General features: G+C 73.2%; 16 protein-coding genes. 10 read left to right on the top strand and 6 right to left on the bottom strand.

Going from position 1 to position 26,246, the window contains the following annotated elements:
- The first annotated feature begins 187 nt into the window (after nt 1-187).
- The gene (locus AC3EVP_RS09345; protein ID WP_435128026.1) at nt 188-1,585 is read left to right on the top strand and encodes an NADP-dependent succinic semialdehyde dehydrogenase; all 1,398 of its coding nucleotides are present in this window, start codon (nt 188-190) and stop codon (nt 1,583-1,585) included.
- A 63-nt stretch (nt 1,586-1,648) separates the two neighbouring features.
- Here the strand turns inward: AC3EVP_RS09345 and AC3EVP_RS09340 are convergent, their stop codons facing one another.
- Nucleotides 1,649-2,263, bottom strand: coding sequence for a TetR/AcrR family transcriptional regulator (locus AC3EVP_RS09340; RefSeq protein WP_335976198.1), 615 nt, complete (start codon nt 2,261-2,263; stop codon nt 1,649-1,651).
- A gap of 138 nt (nt 2,264-2,401) precedes the next feature.
- On the opposite strand from AC3EVP_RS09340, the gene AC3EVP_RS09335 reads away from it, so the two are divergent.
- From AC3EVP_RS09335 to AC3EVP_RS09325, 3 genes are all read left to right on the top strand, one after another.
- Entirely contained in the window at nt 2,402-2,860 is a 459-nt protein-coding gene (locus tag AC3EVP_RS09335; protein ID WP_435128024.1) for a cupin domain-containing protein, read from the top strand.
- 87 nt (nt 2,861-2,947) lie between these two features.
- On the top strand, nt 2,948-3,760 hold the full coding sequence (locus AC3EVP_RS09330; RefSeq protein ID WP_435128022.1) for an alpha/beta fold hydrolase: 813 nt from the start codon (nt 2,948-2,950) through the stop codon (nt 3,758-3,760).
- A gap of 281 nt (nt 3,761-4,041) precedes the next feature.
- A complete protein-coding gene (locus AC3EVP_RS09325) occupies nt 4,042-4,494 on the top strand; it encodes a roadblock/LC7 domain-containing protein (RefSeq protein ID WP_435128020.1) in 453 nt (150 codons plus the stop codon).
- A 30-nt stretch (nt 4,495-4,524) separates the two neighbouring features.
- Here the strand turns inward: AC3EVP_RS09325 and AC3EVP_RS09320 are convergent, their stop codons facing one another.
- From AC3EVP_RS09320 to AC3EVP_RS09310, 3 genes are all read right to left on the bottom strand, one after another.
- Nucleotides 4,525-7,746, bottom strand: a complete 3,222-nt coding sequence (locus tag AC3EVP_RS09320; RefSeq protein ID WP_435128018.1) for a SpoIIE family protein phosphatase — start codon at nt 7,744-7,746, stop codon at nt 4,525-4,527.
- Between the two features lie 257 nt (nt 7,747-8,003).
- The gene (locus tag AC3EVP_RS09315) at nt 8,004-9,242 is read right to left on the bottom strand and encodes a beta-1,3-glucanase family protein (protein WP_435128016.1); all 1,239 of its coding nucleotides are present in this window, start codon (nt 9,240-9,242) and stop codon (nt 8,004-8,006) included.
- Between the two features lie 182 nt (nt 9,243-9,424).
- Nucleotides 9,425-11,557, bottom strand: coding sequence for a discoidin domain-containing protein (locus AC3EVP_RS09310; protein ID WP_435128256.1), 2,133 nt, complete (start codon nt 11,555-11,557; stop codon nt 9,425-9,427).
- A 348-nt stretch (nt 11,558-11,905) separates the two neighbouring features.
- Here AC3EVP_RS09310 and AC3EVP_RS09305 point away from each other — a divergent pair, with 348 nt between their 5' ends.
- The 5 genes from AC3EVP_RS09305 (at nt 11,906) to AC3EVP_RS09285 (ending at nt 20,839) form a co-directional block, all read left to right on the top strand.
- The gene (locus AC3EVP_RS09305; RefSeq protein WP_435128014.1) at nt 11,906-13,171 is read left to right on the top strand and encodes an FUSC family protein; all 1,266 of its coding nucleotides are present in this window, start codon (nt 11,906-11,908) and stop codon (nt 13,169-13,171) included.
- 301 nt (nt 13,172-13,472) lie between these two features.
- Nucleotides 13,473-17,756 (top strand): discoidin domain-containing protein, encoded by a 4,284-nt coding sequence (locus AC3EVP_RS09300; protein WP_435128012.1) that lies wholly within the window; start codon nt 13,473-13,475, stop codon nt 17,754-17,756.
- A 162-nt stretch (nt 17,757-17,918) separates the two neighbouring features.
- Nucleotides 17,919-18,431: a mycothiol transferase gene (locus AC3EVP_RS09295; protein ID WP_435128010.1), complete on the top strand. Its 513-nt coding sequence runs from the start codon at nt 17,919-17,921 to the stop codon at nt 18,429-18,431.
- A gap of 174 nt (nt 18,432-18,605) precedes the next feature.
- Entirely contained in the window at nt 18,606-20,324 is a 1,719-nt protein-coding gene (locus AC3EVP_RS09290; RefSeq protein WP_335976219.1) for an MFS transporter, read from the top strand.
- Nucleotides 20,325-20,353: 29 nt separating this feature from the next.
- On the top strand, nt 20,354-20,839 hold the full coding sequence (locus AC3EVP_RS09285) for a MarR family winged helix-turn-helix transcriptional regulator (protein ID WP_435128007.1): 486 nt from the start codon (nt 20,354-20,356) through the stop codon (nt 20,837-20,839).
- A gap of 28 nt (nt 20,840-20,867) precedes the next feature.
- Here AC3EVP_RS09285 and AC3EVP_RS09280 read toward each other — a convergent pair whose 3' ends face one another.
- On the bottom strand, nt 20,868-22,382 hold the full coding sequence (locus tag AC3EVP_RS09280) for a DHA2 family efflux MFS transporter permease subunit (RefSeq protein ID WP_435128005.1): 1,515 nt from the start codon (nt 22,380-22,382) through the stop codon (nt 20,868-20,870).
- Between the two features lie 184 nt (nt 22,383-22,566).
- Here AC3EVP_RS09280 and pgm point away from each other — a divergent pair, with 184 nt between their 5' ends.
- A complete protein-coding gene (pgm, locus tag AC3EVP_RS09275) occupies nt 22,567-24,207 on the top strand; it encodes a phosphoglucomutase (alpha-D-glucose-1,6-bisphosphate-dependent) (RefSeq protein WP_435128003.1) in 1,641 nt (546 codons plus the stop codon).
- A 131-nt stretch (nt 24,208-24,338) separates the two neighbouring features.
- Here the strand turns inward: pgm and AC3EVP_RS09270 are convergent, their stop codons facing one another.
- Nucleotides 24,339-26,105, bottom strand: coding sequence for an ABC transporter ATP-binding protein (locus AC3EVP_RS09270; protein WP_435128001.1), 1,767 nt, complete (start codon nt 26,103-26,105; stop codon nt 24,339-24,341).
- Nucleotides 26,106-26,246 lie beyond the last annotated feature (141 nt).

Raw genomic sequence — 26,246 nt, 5'->3', positions numbered from 1 at the left:
CGTGGTGCAGCACCTGATTCTCCGCGCGTAGAGCCGGGGACGTATGTGGATGGTGTGACGAATTAGTGAACGTCCCTCGAAGACCTTGGACGCGTCGGCGCCCCGGTGCCACCACGTGGCCCCGTGCTGTCGCGGGACCGGGCCGGATCGGGTGACGATGGGACGGGGGACCAAGGAGGAGCTGAAGATGCCCATCGCCACCGTGGACCCGGCCACCGGGCGGACCCTCAAGACGTTCGAGCCGATGGACGCGGCAGCCGTCGAGGAGCGGATCGCCAAGGCGGCACGCGCCTTCCGCGCACACCGCGAGACCGACTTCGCCACCCGCGCCGCCCTGATGCGCGCCGCCGCCGACCTGCTGGACAGCGAGCGCGACACGATCGCGCGCACCATGACCACCGAGATGGGCAAGACCTTCGCCGCGGCCCGCGCCGAAGCCGCCAAGTGCGCCAAGGCGATGCGGTGGTACGCCGGCCACGCCGAGGAACTGCTCGCCGACGAGCACCCCGACCCGGCCGACGTGGCGGACAGCGGGGCCGACCGGGCCGTCGTACGCTACCGCCCGCTCGGCGTCGTGCTGGCCGTCATGCCGTGGAACTTCCCGCTCTGGCAGGTGGTCCGGTTCGCCGCGCCGGCGCTGATGGCGGGCAACACGGGCCTGCTCAAGCACGCCTCGAACGTCCCGCAGACCGCGCTCTACCTCGGCGACCTCTTCCACCGGGCGGGCTTTCCCGACGGGTGCTTCCAGACGCTGCTGATCGGCTCGGGCGCGGTCGAGGACATCGTGCGCGACCCGCGGGTGGCCGCCGCCACGCTCACCGGCAGCGAGGGCGCCGGGCGCGCGGTCGCGGCGGCGGCAGGCGACGCGATCAAGCCGACCGTGCTCGAACTCGGCGGCAGCGACCCGTTCGTGGTGATGCCGTCGGCCGCCGCGGAACTCGACGCGGCGGTCGCCACCGCCGTCACCGCCCGGGTGCAGAACAACGGCCAGTCCTGCATCGCGGCCAAGCGGTTCATCGTCCACGAGGACGTGTACGACGCGTTCACCGAGCGCTTCGTGCGCGCCATGGAGGAGCTGGCCGTCGGCGACCCGATGGACGAGTCGACCGACATCGGGCCGGTCTCCAGCGAGCAGGGCCGCGCCGACCTGGAGGAGCTGGTCCAGGACGCGCTGGACCGGGGCGCGGCGGCGCTGTGCGGGGGCCGCCGCCCGCCGCGGCTGCCGGACGGCTGGTTCTACGAGCCCACGGTGCTGGCCGGTGTCACCGACGCGATGCGCATCCACCGCGAGGAGGCGTTCGGCCCGGTCGCCACGCTGTACCGGGTGCCCGACCTGGACGCGGCCGTCGCGCTCGCCAACGACACGCCGTTCGGGCTCAGCTCCAACGTCTGGACCCGCGACGCGGACGAGCAGCGCCGCTTCGCCCGGGACATCGAGGCCGGCGGCGTCTTCTTCAACGGCATGACCGCCTCCCACCCGGCCCTGCCCTTCGGCGGGGTGAAGCGCTCCGGCTACGGCCGCGAGCTGTCGGCCCAGGGCATCAGGGCGTTCTGCAACGTCACCACGGTGTGGTTCGGCCGCTGAAGCGCCACCGGGCGGACGGCCGCGTGCCGCGCCGCGCGGTGGCGCGTCAGCGGGTCGCGGCCGTCAGGGGCCGGGGGGCAGGTCGCGGAGCGCCGCGGCTGTCAGGGTGGACGCGGTGCGGACGGCGCTGGTGATCGCGTCTTCGGGGGGGAGCCCGCACAGGTCGGTGAGGCAGAACAGGGCCTCCGCGCTGACGGTCACCGCGAGGTCGCGTTCGAGCTGGGCCAGCCGCTGCGGGGCGGTGGCGGCGAACCGTTCGCGGACGGGTGCGAGCGCCTCCTCGATCAGCCCGAACCGGACGCCCGGCCGGGCCGCGGCCGTTTCGGGGCGGGTGATGGTCGCCGCCATCATGGCGCGCACCGCCCCCTGCCGGGCGAGGGTGCCGCGCAGCAGGAACGCGCACGCGAACGCGACCCGCTCCACCGGGTCCGCCGACCCCGCGACCGGTCGGAGCGCGTCGGCCGGCGCGGGCCACGCCCCGCTCAGCGCCTCGCCGACCAGCGACGGGAGGTCGGGGAAGTAGCGGTAGGCGGTGGCCTCGGAGACCAGCGCGGTGCGCGCGATCTCCGGCATCGTCACCTCGCGCCCGGACTCCACGAGGTCGCGCGCGGCGGCGAGGATCGCCGCGCGCGTGCGCTTCTTCTGGTTGCTGCGCCCCGCGCCCGCCTGTGTGGTCATCGCCCGCTCCTCCTGTCGTCCCACCGGCATCTTAGCATCCGACTCTCGTCATGAGAGAGGACTTGCATGACGAGAGCGATCCGCCTATCTTCTCTTCGTGAGAGCGAACTCTTACGAATGTGGCAGGAGCTGAGGACAGTGACCGGGGTTTCCGTGGTCGGCCCGGACGGCGGCGAAGTGATCGAGCTGGGCGCGACCCGCATGCGCATCCTGGAGGACGGCACCACCACCGGGCACCGGCTCGGCATCGGCGAGATCACCATCGCCCCGCACACCGAGGGCCCGCCGCAGCACCGCCACGCCGAGCACGACGAGGGCTTCTACGTCGTCTCCGGCACCGTGCACTTCACCGTGGGTACCGCCGTCCACGTCGCGCCCGCCGGGACCCTCGCGATGATCCCGCCCGGCGCGCCGCACACCTTCGCCAACCACGGCGACGTGCCCGCGGTCATCCTCAACACCTTCACGCCCGACCTGTACGTGAACTACTTCCGCGACCTGCGCGACATGATCGCCGGCGGCCGGGCGCTGACCGCGCGCAGCACCGCCGACGTGATGAGCCGCTACGCCACCGAGCCCGCCGGCGACTACGCCTGACCGCCACCCGCGCGGCCCGCGCCCCTGCCGCACCCGTCGCAACGACCCGCCGAACCCACCGTTCGATCCGCCCGAGGAGCACCCCTGATGACCAGCACCACCTCCACCCGCACCCTCACCGTGACCGCCGGCACCCTCGACCTCACCGTCACCGTCGACGAGCCCGACACCCCCGGGCCCGACGCGCCCCGCACCTTCCTGATGCTGCACGGCGGGGGCGGCCCGCAGACCGTCGCGCCCTTCGCCGCCCGGCTCGCCGCCGAGCGACCGGCCCGGGTGATCACCCCGGTCCACCCCGGCTTCGGCGGCACCGCCCGCCCCGCGTGGCTGAGCAGCCCGGCGGGCCTCGCCGAGGTCTACGCGGCCCTGCTCGACGCGCTCGACGTCCGCGACGCCACCGTGGTCGGCAACTCCGTCGGCGGCTGGATCGCCGCGGAACTCGCGCTGCTCGGCAGCGCACGCGTCCGCGGGGTGCTCCTCGTCAACGCCGTCGGCATCGAACTGCCCGGCCACCCCGTCGCCGACACCTTCCCGCTGACGCCCGTCGAACTCGCGCGGCTGTCCTTCCACGACCCGTCGAAGTTCCGCTTCGACCCCTCCGCGCTCACCGACGAGCAGCGCGCGGTCGCCGCCGCCAACCGGGTCGCCCTCGAGGTCTACGCGGGCCGCGAGATGAACGACCCGACGCTGCGCGAGCGGCTGGCGAAGGCGGCGCAGCCGACGCTCGTGGCGTGGGGCGAGAGCGACCGCATCGTGGACGCCGAGTACGGACGCGCCTTCGCCGCGGCCATCCCGGGCGCCGGGTTCCGCCTGCTGCCCGGCACCGGGCACATGCCCCAGGTCGAGACGCCCGCCGAGTTCCTGCCGGTGGTCTGGGAGTTCGCCACCGCGCGCGGCTGACCGCGGCCGCGCCGGAAACCGGAAAGGCGCGGAGGGCATCCTAGAACAGCACCCCGCACGTACCAGGGGAAAATGCCAGAACTCCTCGAACGGGGCGGCGCGGTGCGTAACTTGACTCCTCACCGCCCGGCCGGGCGGCGGCCCGACGGGCCCTGCACCGAGGGGAGTCGCGTGTCCGGGAACCACACGTACCTGCGCGGGGCGGTCACGCCGCCGCGGCCGAGCGCACCCCCGCCCGGCCCACCCGCCCGCACCGCCCCGAAACCGCGGGGGGCGCGCGGATGACGGCCGCGACACCCGCCGGGGGACAACTGCCCGAGGCGCCCGACGCATGGCAGCGGATCATGGCGCACGAAGCCGACGTACGCGACGAGTTGGGCCGCCTGCTGTCCCGGCTGCCCGACGCCACAGGGGCGGTCGCGGCCACCGCGGACGGGCTGCTCATCGCCCACGAGGCCCCCGACGCGCCCGCCGAGGCGCTCGCCGCGCTCAGCTCCGCCGGATTCGGCATCGGGCTGCGGCTGGCCGGGACCGGCGGCGACGACTCCTTCCACGAACTGCTGGTGAGCGCCGAACACGGCTGCGTCGCGCTCTACCCGGCGGGCCCGTCCTGCGTCCTGGCCGTCCTGGCCGGGCCGCACCCGGACCTTCAGCGGCTGCACACCGCGGCCCGCGCCACCGCCGACCTCGTCGCGGACCTGCTCGCCGCAGCCGGCGCGGACCTGGAGGTGTGAGGACCGCGGGCCGTGGGCGTCCCCGGCCGGTCAGGCGGCGGGCTGCTCCGCGGGCGGGGTGCCGGCCTCCGGCACCGCCGCCTGGGCGCCGGTGCCGTCGCCGTCCGGCGGGGGCGGCGCGTCCAGCCGGGCCCAGATGCACTTCCCGCGCTCGGTGTAGCGGGTGCCCCACTGCGCGGCCATCATCGCCACCAGTTGCAGGCCGCGGCCGAACTCGTCGTCCAGCAGCGGGTGCCGCACCCGCGGGGTGGCCTGCGAGCCGTCGTACACCTCGCAGATCAGCGCGTGCTCGATCCGCAGCAGCCGCAGCCGTACGAAGCCGCCGCCGGCCGTGTGCGGCTCGGGGGACTCGTCCAGGCCCAGCCCGATCCGCAGGCTCAGTCCGCCCTCCAGCCCGAGGCCGCCGAGGTCCTCCAGCCCCGGGCCCTCCGCCGGCCCGGCCGCCGCCTCCTGCGGGGGCTGCGGCACCAGCCCGACCGCGTGCCGCACCGTGTTGCCGATCAGCTCGCTGACGATGAGGGTGGCCGCGTCGGTCAGGTCGTCCAGGTGCCAGGACGCCAGCTCCGCCGCGGTCAGGTCCCGGGCCCGGCCCGCGGACTCCGGTGCCCACGGCAGGTCCCACGCCGACATCCGGTCCGCCGGCACCCGCTCGGTGCTCAGCGCCAGCAGCACCGCGTCGTCCTGCCGGTACGGGTCCGGCGGCAGCTGCGCCACCACCGCGTCGCACAGCGCGGCCAGCCACCGCCGCGCCGGCCCGCCGCCGGCCGGCAGCGGCTCGGCGGCGGCGTACCGGCCGACCGCCTCGGTCAGCTCCTCGGCGTCCGGCGCCCGCGAACCGAGCAGCCCGTCGGTGTACAGCACCAGCACGGTGCCCTCGGCGAGGACGGTCTCGGTGACCTGCGCGGGCACCTGCGCCATTCCCAGCGGCGGCCCGCTGGGAATGGTGAGCCGCCGCGCCCGCCCGCCCGGCTCCAGCGCGATCGGCGGGGCGTGCCCGGCGCTGGCGATGCTGCACGACCCGGACGTGGGGTCGTAGAGCGCGAGCAGGCAGGTCGCGCACACCACCGGGTCGTCGACGCGCGGCGCGAGGCGCACCACCACGTCGTTGAGGTGCGCCATGATCTCGTCCACCGGCATGTCCAGGGCCGCCACGGTCAGCGCCGCGTGCCGGATGATGCCCATCGCGATCGCCTGCTCCAGGCCGTGGCCCAGCACGTCGCCGATCACCGCCAGCGTCCGGCCGCCCGGCAGCGCGATCGTGTCGTACCAGTCGCCGCCCAGCTCCTGGCCGTCGGCCGTACGGTAGCGGGCCACCGCGCGCAGGCCCACCGTGTCCGGCAGCCGGCCCGGCAGCAGCTCCTGCTGGAGGCGCTCGGCGCGGTGCCGGGCGCTCTCGTAGAGCCGCGCGTTGCCCAGCGCCTGGGCGATGATCACGCCCACCGTGCCCAGCAGCGTCTTGTCGTCCTCGGTGAAGGGCCGCGACGCGCTCCAGCCGATGACGCACGACCCGACCGTGCGGTCGCCGACCGCCAGCGGCAGCACCGCCCACGCGCCCACCCCGTCCAGCTCCGCCAGCCGGCCCAGCAGCCACGGCGCCGTGCCGGGCGCCGCCTCGCCCGCGGCTGCCGCGGCGGCCGGCCGGTCGGCACGGGAGACGAAGCGCGGCTGGTCGGTGACGCCCGGCCCGCCCGCCGGGGCCGCCACGCCGCCGAAGCCGGGGCCCGCCGCACGCTCCTGCTGCCGCCGCTCCGCCTGCCGCAGTTGCAGCTCGTGCACCTCCTCGACCAGCGCGGGCACGAAGCCGACGTCACCGATCAGCCGCGGCGACGCCCCCGTCAGATCGTGCACCACCAGGCCGTCCGCCCGCACCAGCGGCAGCACGTGCCGCACCACCGCGGCCACCACGTCCTGCGTGTTGAGCGCCCGGACCAGCGCCGCGTTGAGGTCCGCGACCTGCCGGCCCCGCGCGGCCGCGGCCTGCTCCGCACGGCGCCGCTCGGTGGTGTCGGACATCTGGATCGACATGAAACCGCCGATCTCCACCGCCCTGACCAGGTAGGACGCCGAGCCGCGCGGCGCCGGCCGGTCCACGTCGACCTCCATGGTGGCCGCGGAGCCGGGCGCGGCCCGGGCCCGGTCCAGCAGCTCGGGCAGGCCCCGGTCGCGCAGCAGCGGCTCGGCGTCCCACGGGGTGCGGCCGGTGGGCGCCCCCGCGCTGTCGCCGCCGAGTTCGCGGGCGGCCAGGTTCGCCCACTGCACCCGGTCGTCCGCGGCGACCACGTAGATCGGGTCCGGGTTCAGCTCCAGCAGCCCGGCCAGCCACTCCAGCTGGCTGCGCCGGGCGGTGACGTTCCACACGGTGCCCACCAGCCGGATCGCGCGGCCGTTCCCGCCGCGTTCGCACGCGGCCCGCAGCTCCAGCCAGTTGACCCGGCCGGCGCGGTCCAGCACGCGGTGCTCGACCGCGTACGGCCGCCCGTCGCACAGGGACTCCTCGATCGCCTCCTGCACCGCGGGCCGGTCGTCGGGGTGGATGCGCTCCATCCACGACTCGATCCGGTGGTCCCAGGCGCCCGGCTCCAGCCCCGCCAGCTCCACCAGGCCCTCGGAGACCTCGTCCATGTCGACCAGCCCGCTGTCCAGGTCCCAGCTCCAGGTCCCGACGCTGATCTCCCGCCGCACCTGCCCGGCCGCGCTCTGCGGCTCCTGCCACCAGGGCGCCGTGCCGCTGCGCCACCGCCGGGCCACCGGCAGCCGCACCCCCACCAGCGCCGCCACGTCCGCCAGGAACCGCTGCCGGTCCGGCCCCGGCTCCCGCTCCAGCAGCACCGACAGCACCCCCACCGACGCGCCGTCCACCGGGATCGGCGCCGACAGCACCCCGCACGCCCGCAGCCCCGCCGCCATGCCGCCCGCGCCGCCCGGACCCGGCTCGGGCCAGTGCGGCGCCCACTGCACCTGCCGCCGCTCCATCGCGCGCACCGGCGCCAGCCGGTGGTCGCCGGGCTGCTCCCAGGCGCGCGCCACCGGGTCGGGCACGCCGCTGGCCGCGGCCAGCCGCAGGGTGCCGTGCTCGGGGCCGACCAGGTGCGCCAGGCCGCCGACCCCGCCCAGCGCCGCGACGCACTGCTGCACCGCCAGCCGCAGGATCTCCGTCTCGCCCAGGCCCTCCGTGGCGTCCAGCACCGCCAGTCGCAGCGCGTCGGTGGCACCGGCCGGCGCGGCGCCGTCGCCCTGCGCGGGACCGCTCATCGCCACACCTGCCTCAGCTCGCTCCGGGCCGCCGGCCGTTTCGCCCCGAAGGTCACGGTACGAGCCCGCCGCGGTAATCTCTCGCCGCGCGCACGCAGCCGAAGCGCCCGGCCGCAACCGCGGGCGCCCGCCCGCCGCCGTGCACGCGCCGGCCCGGGCGCCCCCGCGTGCCCGCCGCGACCTGGGCCATCCGGCTGACAGCGGCCCCGGCCGCCCCCGCGCCCGCGGACGCCGGAACGGCGGGGTGTGCTGGGGGCCTACGAGCCCGCGCTGCCCAGGGTCAGGCTCCAGGACGTCGGCGCGGTGTCCTGGATGTGGCCGTCGACCGGTGCCGCGCCGGTCGGGCCGACATCGTCGTAGGGGAAGGCGTACCCGATCGAGGCGTACTGGTGGACCAGCCGTGCGTAGTGGTTGGTCACCGGGTCCTGGTAGTAGCCGGACGCGCTGACGCCGTCGGGCTGGTTGTCGCCGCCGGACACCAGCAGGGAGCTGCGGTTGAGGGCGGCCGCCAGCCGTGCCGCGACCGCGCCGCGCGCGTCGGACCCGGAGTTGTACAGCGGCCCGCTGGCGCAGCCGAAGATGTCCGCCGCGCTCGGCCTGGTGAACGGCACGCCGTCGTCGTCGAGCCCGGAGAAGACGAACGCGTCACCGGACACCGTGCCGGAGTAGGTACCGGAGCTGCCCTGGGCGTTGACGGTCAGCGGGGTGGACGCGTAGTGGCTCCACACCGCGTCCAGGTAGGAGTCCCAGTAGCCGCCGAAGTCGGTCGGCGCGTGGGACGGCGCGAGCACCCGCAGCGGGGCGCCGCCGGAGCCGGTGGCGACCAGCTGGTCCCAGGGCGCGCCGTCGCTGGCGTGCTGGGCCGTGAGACCGGAGGCGATGGAGGCGAGCGCGCCGTCCGGCAGCGGGCTGACCGACTGGTTGCCGCCCGCGCCGGTGCTGGCCATCGCGATCGGCAGCGACACCATGTCGACGTAACTGATGTTGGCGTAGAGGTTGGCGCTGTTGAAGGTGAACTCGGCGAACGTCCACTGGGTCTGCCAGTTGGGGTCGGAGCTGGTGAACCCCGGCTGGACCAGGCCCGGTACGCCGCCGTCCGCGCCCGGCGGGTTGACGAAGAACTGGATGCGGTCGCCGATGGAGAACCAGACGCGGCCGCCGATCACGTAGTCCTGGAGCGTGACCGTGGTCGCCGCCGAGCCCGAACCGCCCAGCGGTATCGCGTAGTCGGGCGTGGGGGTGAGCACCGACGACGGGCTGGGCAGGCGGTTGAAGGCGCCGTCGGCGCCGACGAAGCCGGGCCAGCCGGAGTCGTCGGCGCCGCTGATGTACGCGTAGACGGTGTCGCTGCCCGACTTGTTGGCGAGCGAGACCGGCAGCGAGACGCCGGCCGCCGACGCGTGGGGCGTGAGCGCGGCGAAGCCCGCCGCCGAACCGGCGGCGGCGACCAGGCCGGTGGCACCGATCCGTTTGACGAATGAACGTCGAGAGAGCACTGACTCCTCCTGCGGGGTGGGGGCGCGGGCGGGGCGCTGCCGCGGCGCGGACACCGTGGCGGCACCCCGCCCGCGAACCCGTCGGTAGGAATGCGAGGTTCCACTATTGGCCTGAACCAAAGGCGGAGACAAGGGGGTCGGGAGATCGCGTTCCGTTGTGCAGGGGGTGTGCGGGGCTGGTGTTACTGCGACACGCGGACGTAGTCGACCAGCATCTTCTGCGGGAAGACCGAGGTGGCGTCGGGTGCGCCGGGCCAGTCGCCGCCCACCGCGTTGTTGAGGATCAGGTAGAACGGGTGGTCGTAGATCCACGGCCCCCTGGTCTGCTCCAGGTTGGCCTTGTCCACGGTGAAGAACGCGGTGCCGTCCACCGAGAACGTCATGTGGCTGGAGTCCCAGTCCAGCGCGTAGGTGTGGAAGGCCGAGGCGAAGTCGCTGCCGGCGACGGTGTAGGGCGAGCCGTCGCCGTTGCCGCCGTTGTAGGCGGGCGCGTGCAGCGTGGAGTAGACCGAGTCCGGCACCTTGCCGACGTGCTCCATGATGTCGATCTCACCGCACTGCGGCCACGGCGTGCCGGTCTTGAAGTTCGAGCCCAGCAGCCAGAACGCCGGCCACAGGCCCTGCGTGCCGCTCACCTTGATCCGGGCCTCCACGTGCCCGTAGGTGAAGTTGAAGTGGTCGGAGGTGTTGATCCGGCCCGAGGTGTAGCCGGTGGAGGTCTTGTCGGCCTCGATCACCAGGTCGCCGTTGCCGTCCATCTTCGTGTTGTCGCCGTTCGTGTACGTCTCCAGCTCGCCGTTCTGCCCGGTGCCGGGGTCCTGGCTCCACTTGGTGGCGTCCGGCTCGGTGCCCGCGGCGCCGTTGAACTCGTCGTCGAAGACGACCTTCTCCGGGCTGCCGGGGTTCGGCGGCGCGGCCGGCGGCGGCGTCGGGTCGCCGCCGGTGCCGTACACGTCGAAGTCCCACAGCGAGTAGCCGTAGCCGTTGCTGCGCGCGGTGCCGTACATCCGCACGTAGCGGCCGGTGCCGTCGACGGAGAGGGTCTCCTTGAAGCCCTTGCCGGTGGTGGTGGAGTAGATGCTGGTCCAGTCGGTGCCGTTGGCGGAGGTCTGGATCTGGTACGCCGTCGCGTACGCCGGGTCCCACTGGAGGACGACCTGCGTGATGTGCGCGGTCGCGCCCAGGTCCACCTGGAGCCAGCCCGGGTCCACCCAGCCGTTCACGTCGCTGGTCGCCCAGCGGGTGGCGGAGTCGTGGTCGAAGGCCTTCGCCGGGGTGCAGCCGCCGCAGTTCGCGTCGTCCTGGTAGCTGGAGGCGGTGGCGGGCTTGCCGTAGGACAGCAGGGTGGAGCCGGGGGGAGTGGTGCCGCCGTCCCCGCCGCCCGTGCCGCCGCCGTCGCCGCTGCCGCCGGTGAAGACCTGGAACTCCCACAGCGAGTAGCCGTACTGGGTGGCCCGCGCGGTGCCGTACATCCGCACGTAGCGGCCGGTGCCGGACAGGGTGATCAGCTCGGTGCCGCCCTTGCCGGTGGTGGTCGAGTAGGCGCTGGTCCAGGTGGTGCCGTCGGTGGAGACCTGGATCTGGTACGCCGTCGCGTACGCGGTCTCCCAGCTCAGCTGGACCCCGCAGACCGGCTGCGAGGAGCCCAGGTCGACCTCGAGCCACTGCGGGTCGGCGGCGGCGCTGGACCAGCGGGTGCCGTTGTCGCCGTCGACCGCCGCGGAGGCGGGGGTGCCCGCGTTCTCGGTGGAGGAGGCGGTGGCGGTCTTGTGCAGCGCCGCGTTCGTGGTGGAGCAGGCGGTGCCGGTCGCGCCGGCGGTGCCGTACACCTGGAACTCCCACAGCGACACGCCGTACTGGGTGGCGCGCTGGGTGGTGTAGAGCCGGACATAGCGCCCGGAACCGTTTACGGAAACCGTCTCGCTGCCGCCCTTGCCGGTGGTGGTCGAGTAGGCACTCGTCCAGGTGCTGCCGTCGGCGGAGGTCTGGATCTGGTAGGCGGTCGCGTACGCGGTCTCCCAGCGCAGCGTGACGGAGTCGAGGGTGGCACTGGCGCCCAGGTCGACTTCGAGCCACTGGGGGTCGGCGGCGGCGCTGGACCAGCGGGTGCCGTTGTCGCCGTCGACCGCCGCGGAGGCGGGGGTGCCCGCGTTCTCGGTGGAGGAGGCGGTGGCGGTCTTCCCCTGCGACAGCAGGGCGCCGGCCGCGCGGGCCGGGGTCTGGGTCGCCACCAGCGCGCACGCGGCGATCAGCGCCGCGACGCACGCGAGGACGAGGGAGCGGGAGAAGCGTCTTGGGGTGGGGGGTGCGAGCACGAGTGGGGGGTTGCCGGTCACGACCGTCTCCTGGAAGTGGGTGGCGTGGACGGGGAGTTGGGAGAGCGCTCTCTGATTGCTGTGATGATTACGGCGCTGTTGCCGACCCGTCAAGAAAGTGAACGAGATTGGGTCGCGGGGCGCCGGGTGCGTGCAAGACCTGACGTGGCGGCAGGTGTGGCGGCCCTCCAGCGGGTAGGGGAGTGCGGGGTGGCCGCGCCGTCCGTGCGGGGCGGCGCCCGCCCGGTCCGCCCGCGCGCCCTCGCGTGCCCGGCGCGGATCGACCCTAGGCTGGCCCACCAGGCGGTCAGCGGAGCCGGAGACACCGAGAGCGGGAAAGTACACGCGATGCCCGACGTACCAGAGCCGATGGTCAAGCTGGTCCGCTGGACCGCGGAGCCGGTGGCGGCGCAGATCGGCCGCTCCACGACGGCGGCGGTCATCTCCTACGTCGTCGCGGTGTGGCTGCTGCCGCAGCCGGTCCCGCTCACCGCGCCGCTGACCGCGCTGCTGGTGGTGCAGGTCACCTTGTACTCCACCTTCATGACCGGCATCCGGCGGGTCAACGCGGTCGTGGTCGGCGTGGTCATCGCGATCGCCTTCAGCTCGCTGGTCGGGCTGAGCTGGTGGAGCCTGGGCCTGATCATCCTCACCGCGCTGCTGGTCGGACGGGTGGTGAAGGTCGGGGAGTTCGAGGCCGAGGTGGCGATCTCGGCGATGCTGGTGCTGGGCGTCACCAAGGTGGCCTCCACCGCCTGGGACCGGATCTACGAGACGCTGATCGGCGCCGCGGTCGGGCTGCTGTTCAACCTGCTGTTCGCGCCGCCGGTATGGGTGCAGTCCGCGGGCGGCTCGATCGAGGCCATGGCCCACCGGATGGGGCGGCTCTTCCGCGACATCGGCGGCCAGGTCGCCGGGCACCTGCCGGTCGAGCGGGCGGCGGCCCGGCTGCACGAGGCGCGCCGGGTCGACCACGACATCAGCGAGGTGGACGCGTCGCTGCGGCAGGCCGAGGACAGCCTGCGCTTCAACCCGCGGGTGCGCGAGGGGCTGCTGTCCCGGGTGGCGCTGCGCACCGGCCTGGACACCCTGGAGATCTGCGCGGTGGTGCTGCGGGTGCTCTCGCGCACGCTCACCGACCTGGCGAAGAAACGTACCGACGAGACGCTCTTCGCCCCGGAGATCGGCGCGGAGCTGGAGCGGCTCTTCGACCATGTGGCCGCCGCCGTGGAGAGTTTCGCGGTGCTGATCACCACGCAGGTCGCCGCCAGCGCGCAGACCGCGGAGGACGGGCTGACGCAGGCGCTCGTCGACGCCGGCGAGGCCCGCGACAAGGTGGCGGACCTGCTGCTGGCCGGGGTGCAGTCGCATCCGAGGCAGTGGCAGCTGCATGGCGCGCTGCTGGCGGAGGTGGACCGCATCCTGGACGAACTGGCCGTGGAGAAGCGCTCCGAGCGGCTGGTGGAGGAGCTGGACCGGCAGTCGAGAGAGCTGAGCGAGCGGCATCCGCGGCTCGTGATGCTCAGCCGCCGGCTCCGAGGAAAGACGGTCATACAGCGCGCTTCGGCTCCGGTCCGGGCGGCCCTCCGCAGGCAGTCCGGCTCGGACGGCTGAGCCCGGCGCGGGTGCGGGCGAGCGCCAGCACCCGTACCCGTCAGCGCCCCCGCCCCGCCCGGGTCCGTACGCGCCCGCGCGCGGCGGTGGTCCGGCCTGCCCGCACGTGAATCTCTGCTGTCGCAAGGATGGACGCCGCCGTAGCGCGTCTGTAACACTCTGCCACACCCGCGCAAATTATGAGCAGATCCACGATGGATCGGTGTGACAGGGTCGCAACTTCGCGGTGTTGGGCCCGCATGTTTCGGATCGTGCACGCAGTGAGTCTCCTTTTCCGGACCACGACACGTAAGGGACGCCCATGAGACCCAAGCGCTCCATTCCACGGCTGGTGGCGGGGGTGACCGCCGCCGGCCTGCTCCTGCTGGGCGTGCAGGCGCTGCCCGCCGCCGCCGCGGGCAGATCGGCACCGGTGGCGGCGAAGTCCGCCGCCGCGAGCAGTACCGACGGGACGCACACCGCCGCCCGGCTGGACGACGGCAACCAGGGCACGTACTGGGAGAGTTCGGGCCGGAAGCTGCCGCAGTGGGCGCAGGTCGACCTCGGCGCGGACCGGGTCGTCGACCAGATCCGGCTGAAGGTGCCCGCCTCCTGGAGCCGGCGCAGCGAGACCATGGCGCTCCAGGGCAGCGAGGACGGGACCGGCTTCAGGACGCTGGTCACCTCCGCCTCCTACACGTTCGACCCGGGCCGGGACAACACGGTCACGGTGTCCTTCCCGGCGCAGAAGGCCCGCTACATACGCGCCGAGGTGTCCGCGAACACCGCGGGGAAGACCGCTCAGCTGTCGGAGCTGACCGCGCTCGCGGCCGCCGCCTCCACCGACAACCTCGCCGCGGGCCGGCCCACCGCCGAGTCGGGCCACAACGACGTCTACCCGTCGGGCAACGCGGTGGACGGTGACGCGAACACCTACTGGGAGAGCACCAACAACGCCTTCCCGCAGTGGCTGCGGGTGGACCTGGGCAGCGCGGTCCCGGTGAACAAGGTCGTGCTGAAGCTGCCGCCGGCCACCGCGTGGGCGGCCCGCACCCAGACGCTCGCGGTGCAGGGCAGCACCGACGGCAGCACCTTCTCCGACCTGGCCGCCTCCGCCGGGTACACCTTCGACCCGGCCACCGGGAACACCGTCACCATCACCTTCGACACGGCCACGGCCCGCTACGTGCGGTTGAACGTCACCGGCAACACCGGCTGGCCGGCCGGCCAGATCTCCGAGTTCGAGGTGTACGGGCCGACCACCGGCGACACCCAGGCGCCTTCGGCGCCGACCGGCCTGGCCTACACCCAGCCCGCCTCCGGCCAGATCAAGCTGACCTGGAACGCGGCCACCGACAACGTCGGCGTCACCGGCTACGACATCTACGCGAACGGCACCCTGCGCAGCTCGGTGAGCGGCACCACCCTGTCCTACACCGACAGCCAGGCCGACACCGCCACCGTGACGTACACCGTCAAGGCGCACGACGCGGCGGGCAACCAGTCCGCGGCCAGCAACAGCGTGACCCGTACCGGCACCTCGGGCGACACCCAGGCGCCCTCGGCGCCGACCGGCCTGGCCTACACCCAGCCCGCCTCCGGCCAGATCAAGCTGACCTGGAACGCCGCGAGCGACAACGTGGCCGTCACCGGCTACGAGGTCTTCCGCAACGGCACCAAGGCCGCCACCACCGCCGGCGACACCCTCGCCTACACCGACAGCCAGCCGGACACGGCCACGGTCACGTACTACGTCCGGGCCGTGGACGCGGCGGGCAACGAGTCGGCGAACAGCAACACCGTCACCCGCAACGGCACCTCCCCGCCCACCGGCGGCACCAACCAGGCCGTCGGCAAGCCGATCACCGCCTCCTCCACGGTGCAGACCTATGTCGCCGCGAACGCGAACGACGACGACGTGACCACCTACTGGGAGGGCAGCGGCACCAGCTCGCTGACCATCCAGCTCGGCGCGAACGTGGACACCAGCCAGGTCGTGGTGAAGCTCAACCCGTCCAGCGCGTGGAGCGCGCGCACCCAGACCATCGCGGTCGACGGCCGCGAGCAGTCCGCGACCGGCTTCAGCCCGCTGGTGGCGGCCAAGCAGTACAGCTTCGACCCGGCCACCGGCAACAGCGTCACGATCCCGGTGTCCGCGCGCGTCGCCGACGTGCGGCTGACCTTCAGCGCCAACTCCGGGGCGGGCGGCGGCCAGGCCGCCGAGGTCCAGGTGATCGGGGTGCCCGGGCCCAACCCGGACCTGACGGTGAGCGCGCTGACCGCCTCGCCCGCCGCCCCGGTCGAGACCGACCCGGTCACGCTCGCCGCCACCGTGAAGAACACCGGCACCGACGCCGCGGCGGCCACCGACGTCAACTTCTACCTCGGCACCACCAAGGTCGGCAGCGCGAAGGTCGGCGCCCTCGCGGCCGGCGGCAGCACCACGGTCACCGCGGCGATCGGCGCCCAGAACGCCGGCAGCTACCAGCTCACCGCGAAGGTCGACGAGGCCAACGCCGTGATCGAGCAGAACGAGACGAACAACAGCTACACCGCGCCGAACCCGCTGGTGGTCAAGCCGGTCGACAGCTCCGACCTGGTGCCGGTCACCGCCTGGTCGCCCGGCCACCCGTCCGCCGGCCAGAGCGTCGGCTTCACCGTCGCGATCCGCAACCAGGGCACCGTCGCCGCCGCGTCGGGCGCGCACGCCGTCACCGTCTCGGTGCTCGACGCCGCCAGCGGCGCCGTGGTGAAGACCCTCACCGGCTCCTACAGCGGCGCCATCGCCGTCGGCGCCACCACCGCCCCGGTGGACCTGGGCAGCTGGACGGCCGCCGACGGCAAGTACACCCTGAAGACCACCGTCGCGGTCGACACCAACGAAGTCTCGACCAAGCAGGCCAACAACACCGACAGCCAGGCGTTCTTCGTCGGCCGCGGCGCCAACATGCCGTATGACGCCTATGAGGCGGAGGACGGCACGGTCGGCGGCGGCGCCACCGTACTCGGCCCCAACCGCACCATCGGCGACCCGGCCGGCGAGGCGTCCGGCCGCGAGGCGGTGCACCTGGGCGGCGCCGGCCAGTACGTGCAGTGGACCACCCGGGCGGCCACCAACACCCTGGTCACCCGCTTCAACATCCCCGACGGCACCGACTCCACCACGCTGGACGTCTACGTGGACGGGACCCTGCTGAAGACGATCAGTCTGACCTCGAAGTACGAGTGGCTCTACGGCGACGAGACGAGTCCCACCAACTCGGCCGGCTCCGGCGGGCCGCGGCACATCTACGACGAGGCGAACGTGATGCTCGGCACCACCGTGCCGGCCGGTCACACCATCAGGCTCCAGAAGGACGCGGCGAACACCGCGGCCTACTACAACATCGACTACATCGACCTGGAGCAGGCCACCGCGACGCCGAACCCGGACCCGGCGAAGTACGTCGTGCCGGCCGGCTTCACCCAGCAGGACGTGCAGAACGCGCTGGACACCGCGCGGCAGGACACCACCAAGCTCGGCGTCTACCTGCCGGCCGGCACCTACCAGACCGCCAACAAGTTCACCGTCTACGGCCGGGCGATCAAGGTGATCGGCGCGGGCCCGTGGTTCACGCAGTTCACCACGCCGCAGACCCAGGAGAACACCGACGGCGGCTTCGCGGTGCAGAGCACCGCGGACGGCTCGACCTTCACCGGGTTCGGCTTCTTCGGCAACTACACCAGCCGGATCGACGGCCCCGGCAAGGTCTTCGACCTCACCGGCGTCTCCGACCTGACGATCGACAACCTGTGGATCGAGCACACGATCTGCGGGGTGTGGGCGACGAACGTCGACGACTCGCACTTCACGAACCTGCGCATCCGCGACACCTTCGCCGACGGCGTCAACCTGACCAACGGCTCCACCGGCAACACCGTCAGCAACGACGAGGCCCGGTCCACCGGCGACGACAGCTTCGCCCTGTTCCCGGCGATCGACAACCACAACGAGCAGGAGACCGGCAACACCTTCACCAACCTCAGCGTGCAGACCGTGTGGCGCGCCGCGGGCCTGGCGGTCTACGGCGGTGGCGGCAACACCTTCAGCAACCTCTACATCGCCGACAGCCTCACCTACCCCGGTGTGACGATCGGTTCGCTGGCCTTCGGCGGCATCCCCGCCCTGGGCTTCGAGTCCTCGCCCACCACGAACTTCGCGGACATCACGCTCGCCAGGGACGGCGGCCACTTCTGGGGCGCCCAGGTCTTCCCGGCGCTGTGGATCTACTCGGCGGAGTTCACGATGCAGGGCCTGCGGCTGAGCGACATCGACATCAGCGACCCGACGTACGCGGGCGTGATGTTCCAGACCAAGTGGAACGGCAGCACCCCGCTCAACCCCATCAAGGACACCACCATCACCAACCTGTCGGTGACCGGCGCGCACAAGAGCGGCGACACCTACGACGCGAAGTCCGGCTTCGGCCTGTGGGCCAACCCGCAGCCGGAACCCGGCCAGGGCCCGGCCGACGGATCGGTGACGATCAACGGCCTGACCGAGAGCGACAACGCGGTGGACATCGAGAACACCACGTCCACCTTCACCATCAACGTCACCCAGTAGAACCCCGGCACACACCCCTGGGCGTGCCCGCGTTCGCACCACGAGCGCGGGCACGCCCGCGTGGCGGTCACGGCTGCCGGGCGGGCCGGGCGGGAAGAATGCGAGCGCTGCGGGCATTGCCCCCGCAGTGACCTTCCCGCCCTGTTCCCGTCTGGAGATCCGATGAACACCGCTGAAGTCCTCGCCGACGCCTACGGCCGCATCAAGGAGGTCGTGCACGCCGCCGTCGACGGCCTGACCGCCGACGAGCTGGCCGCACGTCTGGACGACGAGGCCAACTCGATCGGCTGGCTGGTCTGGCACCTCACCCGGGTCCAGGACGACCACGTCGCCGATGTGGCCGGCCGCGAGCAGATCTGGACCGCCGAGGGCTGGGAGCAGCGCTTCGACCTGCCCTTCCCGGCCGGCGCGATCGGCTACGGCCACAGCGCCGCCGAGGTCGGCCAGGTCCGCGTCGCCGACCCGGAGCTGCTGACCGGCTACTACGACGCCGTGCACGCGGCCACCCTCGACTACCTCGGCGGCCTGTCCGACGCGGACCTGGACGAGGTCGTCGACGAGCGGTGGACCCCGCCGGTCACCCTCGGGGTGCGGCTGATCAGCGTGATCGGCGACGACCTCCAGCACGCCGGGCAGGCCGCCTACGTGCGGGGCGTGCTGCTGCGGCGCCGCTGAACCGAGGCCGCCGGACCGCGCCGGAAAGGGGGGAGTGCGCCGCCTCGCGCGTGCGCTCCCCGCACCCCGTCGACGCCGCCGAACCGCCCTGCACGGCAGTGATGTTGAATGATAGAGTTTTACTTAACCTAAGTTAACTAACGGCTCTCTCTCCGGGTGGGGTGTGACCGCCGCATGGCGACCGAAGAAGACTCGACGACCCGAATACAGCGGAGATCCCCGCGTATCGCCGCCGACCATCCGCACTACAAGTGGGTGGCCCTGTCCAACACGACGCTCGGCATGCTCATCGCCACGATCAACTCCTCGATCGTGCTGATCTCGCTGCCGGCGATCTTCAACGGCATCCGGCTGGACCCGCTCCAGGCCGGAAACGTCAGCTACCTGCTGTGGATGCTGATGGGCTACATGCTCGTCACCGCGGTCCTGGTCGTCACCCTCGGCCGGCTCGGCGACATCCTCGGCCGGGTCAAGATCTACAACGCCGGCTTCCTGATCTTCACCATCACCTCGGTGATCCTCTCCGTCGACCCGATGCACGGCGGCGGCGGCGCCCTGTGGCTGATCGGCTGGCGCGTCGCGCAGGCCGTCGGCGGCTCCATGCTGATGGCCAACTCCGCGGCCATCATCACCGACGCCTTCCCGGCCAAGCAGCGCGGCATGGCGCTCGGGGTGAACATGGTGGCCGGCATCGCCGGCTCCTTCATCGGCCTGGTGCTCGGCGGCCTGCTCGCCGAGTGGAACTGGCGCTCCATCTTCTGGGTGAACGTACCCATCGGCCTGATCGGCACCGTGTGGGCCTACCGCTCCCTGCACGACACCGGCATCCGCCGCCCCGCGAAGATGGACTGGTGGGGCAACATCACCTTCGCCGTCGGCCTGACCGCCCTGCTCGCCGGCATCACCTACGGCATCCAGCCCTACGGCGGCCACACCATGGGCTGGACCAACCCCTGGGTGCTCGCCGGACTGATCGGCGGCGCCGCGCTGCTCGTGGTGTTCTGCCTGATCGAGTCCCGCGTGGCCGAGCCGATGTTCCCGCTCAAGCTCTTCCGCAACGCGGCCTTCGCCGGCGGCAACGCGGCCACCCTGCTCGGGTCCATCGCCCGCGGCGGCCTCCAGTTCATGCTGATCATCTGGCTCCAGGGCATCTGGCTGCCGCTGCACGGCTACAACTACGCCGACACCCCGCTGTGGGCGGGCATCTACCTGCTGCCGCTCACCGTCGGGTTCCTCGCCGCCGGCCCCGTCGCCGGCGCCCTGTCCGACCGCTACGGCGCCCGGCTCTTCGCCGCCGCCGGCTTCGTGGTGATGGCCGGCTCCTTCGCCGGGCTGCTGCTCATCCCGACGAACTTCAGCTACTGGGTCTTCGCGCTCGTGGTCTTCCTCAACGGCCTCGGCGGCGGCCTGTTCGCCGCGCCCAACACCTCGATCATCATGGCGAGCGTGCCTGCGGAGTCCCGCGGCGCCGCCTCCGGCATGCGCGCCACCTTCCAGAACGCGGGCATGGTGCTGTCCATCGGCGTGTTCTTCTCGCTCATGGTCGCCGGGCTGGCCCGCTCGCTGCCCCACACCCTCAGCACCGGCCTGACGGCCCAGCACGTACCCGCGGCCAGCGCCCACCAGGTGGCCAACCTGCCCCCGGTCGGCACCCTGTTCGCGGCGTTCCTCGGGTACAACCCGATCCAGCAGCTGCTCGGCCCCGACCTGCTGGGGAAGCTGCCCAAGGCCAACGCGCAGACCCTCACCGGGCGGGAGTTCTTCCCGCACCTGATCTCCGGGCCCTTCCACGACGGCCTCGTCGTGGTGTTCGCCCTCGCGATCGTGATGTCCTTGGTCGCGGCGGGTGCGTCCCTGATCCGCTCCCGCAAGGTGCCCGAGCAGCAGGGCTGAACCGTACGGCCGAAGGAGGCGTCCCCGCCATGACCGAGCACGAAGGGCGCGGGGGCGCCTCGCCGTCCGCTGTCGCCCTGATCGTCGCCCGCCTGTACCGCCAGCTCGCCCAGGCGTCCGCGGACGACCTCAACCTCACCTACGCCCAGCTGTCCGCGCTCGCCCGCATCGAGCAGTTCGGGCCGATCCGGCTCGGCGAGCTCGCCGCCCGCGAGCAGGTCTCCGCGCCCGCCCTCACCCGCACCGTCCGGCCGCTCGCCGCCGCCGGGCTCATCGGCAAGGAGGCCGACCCCGCCGACGGCCGCTCCTTCCTCGTGAGCATCCACGAAGAGGGCCGCGCCCTGCTCGAACGCATCCGCCGCGAGCGCGCCGAACTCCTCGCCCGCCGCATGGCCCGCCTCACCCCCGCCCAGCACGCCCACCTCACCGCCGCCCTCCCCGTCCTCGAACAACTCCTCACGGAGGGCCCCCATCCAACGGTCAGCCCCGCTGAGCACCGTCAGGGACCTCGGTAGGTCGCGGGACGGACGGGACGAGGCAGCCTCAGACGCTGCGCTGGGAGCCCGGCTCCAAGGGAGGGGAGGAGAAGCCGCAGTTGGGCGCGCACTGCGGCTCCGCCGTGTCCGGGGCGCCCTCGGCGAGCACCGCCCGCGAGGGTACGAGGAAGGCGGCGAGCGCGGCGCCGGCCGCGCACAGCCCCGCGCAGATGCCCATCGCGCGGCCGAACGCCGCGTTGACCGCGTGCGCGGAGGTGTACGCGTGGTCGGAGAGCCCGACGGCGAGCGGGAGCGCGGCCACCACGAGGAGTTGGGCGACCCGGGCCGCCGCGTTGTTGACGCCGCTGGCGACCCCCGCGTGGTCCACCTCGACTGACGCCAGCACCGTCGCGGTCAGCGGCGCCACGAACAGGCTCATCCCCAGCCCCTGGACGACGACCGCGGGCAGCACGTCCACCAGGTAGGAGGACGTGCCCGGCGAGATCCGGGTGAGCAGCAGCATGCCCGCGGCGGCGACGAGCGGCCCGGCCGTCAACGGCAGCCGCGGCCCGATCCGTTGGGAGAGCGCGCCCGCGGGCGCGGAGAGCAGCAGCATCAAGGCGGTGACCGGCAGCGTCGCCAGGCCCGCGCGCAGCGCGCTGTACCCGGCGGCGATCTGGAGCTGCACCGGCAGCAGGAAGAACACCCCGCCGATCGCCGCGTACAGGCACAGCGTGACCACGTTCATCGCGGTGAACAGCCGGGAGGAGAAGATGTCCAGCGGCAGCATCGGGTGCGCCCGGACCCGTTCGGTGCGCAGGAACGCCGCCCCGCACAGCACCCCCGCGAGCACCGGCAGCCCCACGCCCAGCAGCGAAGGACGGCTGGACGCGGAGATCAGCGCGTACGTGATCCCGGCCAGGCACAGCGCGGCCAGCGCCGCCCCGGCCACGTCGAACGACCCGGACGCCTGCCGGTCCCGGCTCTCCGGCACGTGCCGCGCGGCGATGAGCAGGACCACGGCGCCGAGCGGCACATTGATGAAGAAGATCCACCGCCAGCCCGGCCCGTCCACCAGCCAGCCGCCCAGGAACGGCCCGACCGCGCCCGCCACCCCGCCCAGGCCCGACCACGCGCCGACCGCCTTCGCCCGGTCCTCCGGGCGGAACGTGGACTGCACCAGTGCCAGCGAACCCGGCGTCAGCAGCGCCCCGCCCACGCCCTGCAGCGCCCGGGAGGCGATCAGCATGCCGGCGTCCTGCGCGATCGCGCACAGCGCGGACGCCAGCGCGAACCACACCACGCCGACGGTGAACACCCGCCGCCGCCCGTACCGGTCGCCGAGCCCGCCGCCGAGCAGGATCAGCCCGGCCAGCGTCAGCAGATAGCCGTTGACCGTCCACTGCAACGCCGCCAGCGACGCGCCGAGGTCCTCGCCGATGCGCGGCAGCGCGATGTTGACGATGGTGCCGTCCAGCATCGCCATGCCCGAGCCGAGCACCGAGCAGGCCAGCACCCACCGGCCCGCGGACGACGCCAGCCGTACCCCGCCCGGTGCTGCCGGCAGTCCAGCCGTGGCCATCGCCTCCGCCTTCCGTCCGGCGCCCGCCGAAGCGTCACCATCGTAGGCCCGGCGGGCGGACGGGGGATCTGCGGCGGGGCCGTGTCGGCCCGGCGGCGTGCGCCGGGCGAGAATGGACGGGCAGGTCAGGCCGCCCCGCACGGCCGCACGACCCCCGACAGCCCGCAGTGAGAAGGAGTGCAGGATGCCGCACGAGCGCGCCGGAACCCCCGCCCGCCCGGAGGACCTGGTCGACGTACCCCGGCTGGTCACCGCCTACTACGCCCTGCACCCCGACCCGGCCGAGCCCGGGCAGCGGGTGGCGTTCGGCACCTCCGGCCACCGCGGCTCGGCGCTGGACACGGCGTTCAACGAGGACCACATCGCCGCGACCAGCCAGGCCATCTGCGAGTACCGCGCCGCGCAGGGCACCGACGGCCCGCTGTTCCTGGGCGCCGACACGCACGCGCTCTCCGAGCCCGCCCGGGTCACCGCGCTGGAGGTCTTCGCCGCCAACGGCGTGACCGTCCTGATCGACGCCGCCGACGGCTACACCCCGACCCCGGCCGTCTCGCACGCCGTCCTCACCCACAACCGCGGGCGCACCGCCGGCCTCGCGGACGGCGTCGTCGTCACCCCCTCGCACAACCCGCCGCGCGACGGCGGCTTCAAGTACAACCCGCCCACCGGCGGCCCGGCCGGCTCCGACGCCACCGGCTGGGTCCAGGACCGCGCCAACGCGCTGATCGCCGACGGGCTGCGCGAGGTGCGCCGCATCCCCTACGCCCGGGCGCTGGCCGCCGACACCACCGGCCGCCACGACTTCCTCGGCGGCTACGTCGACGACCTGCCCGGTGTCCTCGACCTGGACGCGGTGCGCGCCTCGGGCGTCCGGATCGGCGCCGACCCGCTCGGCGGCGCCTCCGTCGACTACTGGGGCGCGATCGCCGAACGCCACCGCCTCGACCTGACCGTGGTCAACCCCCACGCCGACCCGACCTGGCGGTTCATGACGCTCGACTGGGACGGCAAGATCCGGATGGACTGCTCCTCGCCGTACGCCATGGCGTCGCTGATCGCCCGCAAGGACGAGTACGCCGTCGCCACCGGCAACGACGCGGACGCCGACCGGCACGGCATCGTCACCCCCGACGGCGGGCTGATGAACCCCAACCACTACCTCGCGGTGGCGATCGACTACCTGGTCGGGCACCGCGACCAGTGGGACCGGGGGCTGGCGATCGGCAAGACCCTGGTCTCCTCCTCGATGATCGACAAGGTGGTGGCCGGGCTCGGCCGCACCCTCACCGAAGTGCCGGTCGGCTTCAAGTGGTTCGTGGACGGGCTGCTCGGCGGCACCCTCGCCTTCGGCGGCGAGGAGTCCGCGGGCGCGTCGTTCCTGCGCCGCGACGGCAGCGTGTGGACCACCGACAAGGACGGCATCCTGCTGGCGCTGCTCGCCGCCGAGATCACCGCCGTGACCGGCCGCAGCCCGTCCGCGCACTACGCCGAGCTGACCGGGCGGTTCGGCACGCCCGCCTACGCCCGGATCGACGCGCCCGCCGACCGCGAGCAGAAGGCGGTGCTGGCCAAGCTCTCGCCCGACCAGGTGCCCGCCCGCGAGCTGGCCGGTGAACCGGTCACCGCGGTGCTCACCGAGGCGCCCGGCAACGGCGCCCCGCTCGGCGGCATCAAGGTCTGCACGGACAGCGCCTGGTTCGCCGCGCGCCCGTCCGGCACCGAGGACGTCTACAAGGTCTACGCCGAGTCCTTCCAGGGACCGGAGCACCTGGCGCGGGTGCAGGAGGAGGCCAAGGCGATGGTCTCCGGCGTGCTCGGCGGCTGACGGCCCGCCGGCCGGAGGCCGTGACAGGTCGCAGGGCGGGGGCGGCCCGGGCGCGGATGTCCCGGGCCGCCCCTGGTGCTCGGGGCGGCTGTGCGCCGGGCTGCCCCTCCGCCGGCCGCGCACGGCCCCGCCTACGCCAGCTGCGCCGCCTGGAGCCCGGCGTACGCGCCGCCGCGGCGCAGCAGTTCGGCATGCGAGCCGATCTCCACGATCCGGCCCTCGTCCATCACCACGATCCGGTCGGCGTTCCTGATCGTGGACAGCCGGTGCGCGACGACGAAGACCGTACGGCCCTTGACCAGCCGGACGAGCGCCTGCTGCACCAGGGCCTCCGAGCGGGAGTCGAGCGCGGACGTCGCCTCGTCGAGCACCAGCACCCGCGGGTCGCGGATCAGCGCCCGGGCGATGGCGAGGCGCTGCTTCTGCCCGCCGGACAGCCGGGCGCCGCGCTCGCCGACGACGGTGTCCAGGCCCTGCGGCATCCGGTCGATGAACTCCGTCGCGTTGGCGTCCCGCAGCGCCGCCCGGACCCGCTCGTCGGGCACGTCGGCCATGCCGTAGGTGACGTTGTCCCGGACGCTGCCCTCGAAGAGGATCGACTCCTGCGGCACCACCGACAGGAAGCTGCGGTAGTCGCGCAGGTCGAGGGCCTCCATGTCGGCACCGTCCAGCAGGATGCGGCCGCCGGTCGGCCGCAGGAAGCCGATCACCAGGTTCAGCACCGTGGACTTCCCCGCGCCCGAGCCGCCGACCAGCGCGATCGTCTCGCCGGGGCGCACCTCCAGGTCGAAGCCGTCCAGCGAGGGCCGGTCGCTGTCGGGGTAGGTGAGGGTCACGTCGCGGAACTCGAACCGGCCCAGGACGCCGGCGACTTCGGCCTTGCCGTCGTTCTGCTCCAGGTCGGGTGCCTGGAGCACCTCGCCGATCGAACGCACCGACTCCAGGCCCTTGCCGATCTGCGGGGCGAGCGTCAGCAGCGTGGTCACCGACCCGGTGAGGCTGGAGAAGTACGCGGAGAGCATCACCACGGTGCCGGGGGTGACGCTGAACCAGCCGTAGTACGCGACCAGCGCGGAGCCGGCCAGGCAGGCGACGCCGATGGTGTTGAGCAGAATCCAGGCGAGCGAGCCGAACCAGCCGTTGAGCCGGTCCAGTCGCAGCCCGGCGTGCAGCACCTCGCCCAGGGTGCGGTCCATCCGGTGCAGGGCGGTGTCCTCCAGGCCGTGCGCCCGGGTGATCGGGATGAGCGTGGTCATCTCGCTGACCCGTGAGGAGAGTTGCTCGACCTGCTGCCGGAAGAGTTCGTTGCGGTCCTTGATCCGGCGGCGCAGCCTGACCACGAGCGCGGCGGAGGCGGGCACCACGACCAGGTAGACCGGCAGGAACACGGGTGCCTGGATGCCGATGACCACCAGCCCGCCGGACAGGGTGGCGATCGCCGCCAGTCCGTTGTCCGCGGTCTGCTGGGCGGCGGTCTCGATGGTCTCGACGTCCCGGACCACCTTCGTCTGGAGCACGCCCGCGCTGACCCGGGAGTGGTAGCCGATCGACAGCTGCTGCATCCGATGGCACAGCGCGCTGCGCAGCCGGGTGCCGGTGCGCCGGACCGAGCCCTGCATCAGGTGCACATAGGCGAGGTTGAACGGCGGGTTGAGCACGAGGATCACCAGCAGCACCGCCGAGTTCCACCACAGGACGGAGATCGGCTCGTGCTTCACCACCACGTCCACGACGTTGGCGGTGATGAGCGGCAGCAGCCACACGGGCGCGTGCTTGGCGAGGAACGCGGCGACGGCGACGCCGACGCGGCGCCGGTCGGGGTGGAAGAGGTAGAGGAGGGTACGGAGGGGGTGCTCGCCACGGTAGCGGTGGCTGAGCGTGCCTTGCGGCAACGCCATTGCGGGGCTCCTCGGATCACGGCTTCGCGGTGATACGGCAGGGTGCGGTACGGGAGCGGCACGGCACGGGCGGGCTTCGGCGCTGAAGCGGGCGTGCGGGATGTGCGCGCGTACACCTTAGGGGTGAGGAGCCGAGCTGCC

It is taken from the genome of Actinacidiphila sp. bgisy144 (assembly GCF_057708105.1).
This window is presented reverse-complemented; position numbering and strand designations above follow the sequence as displayed.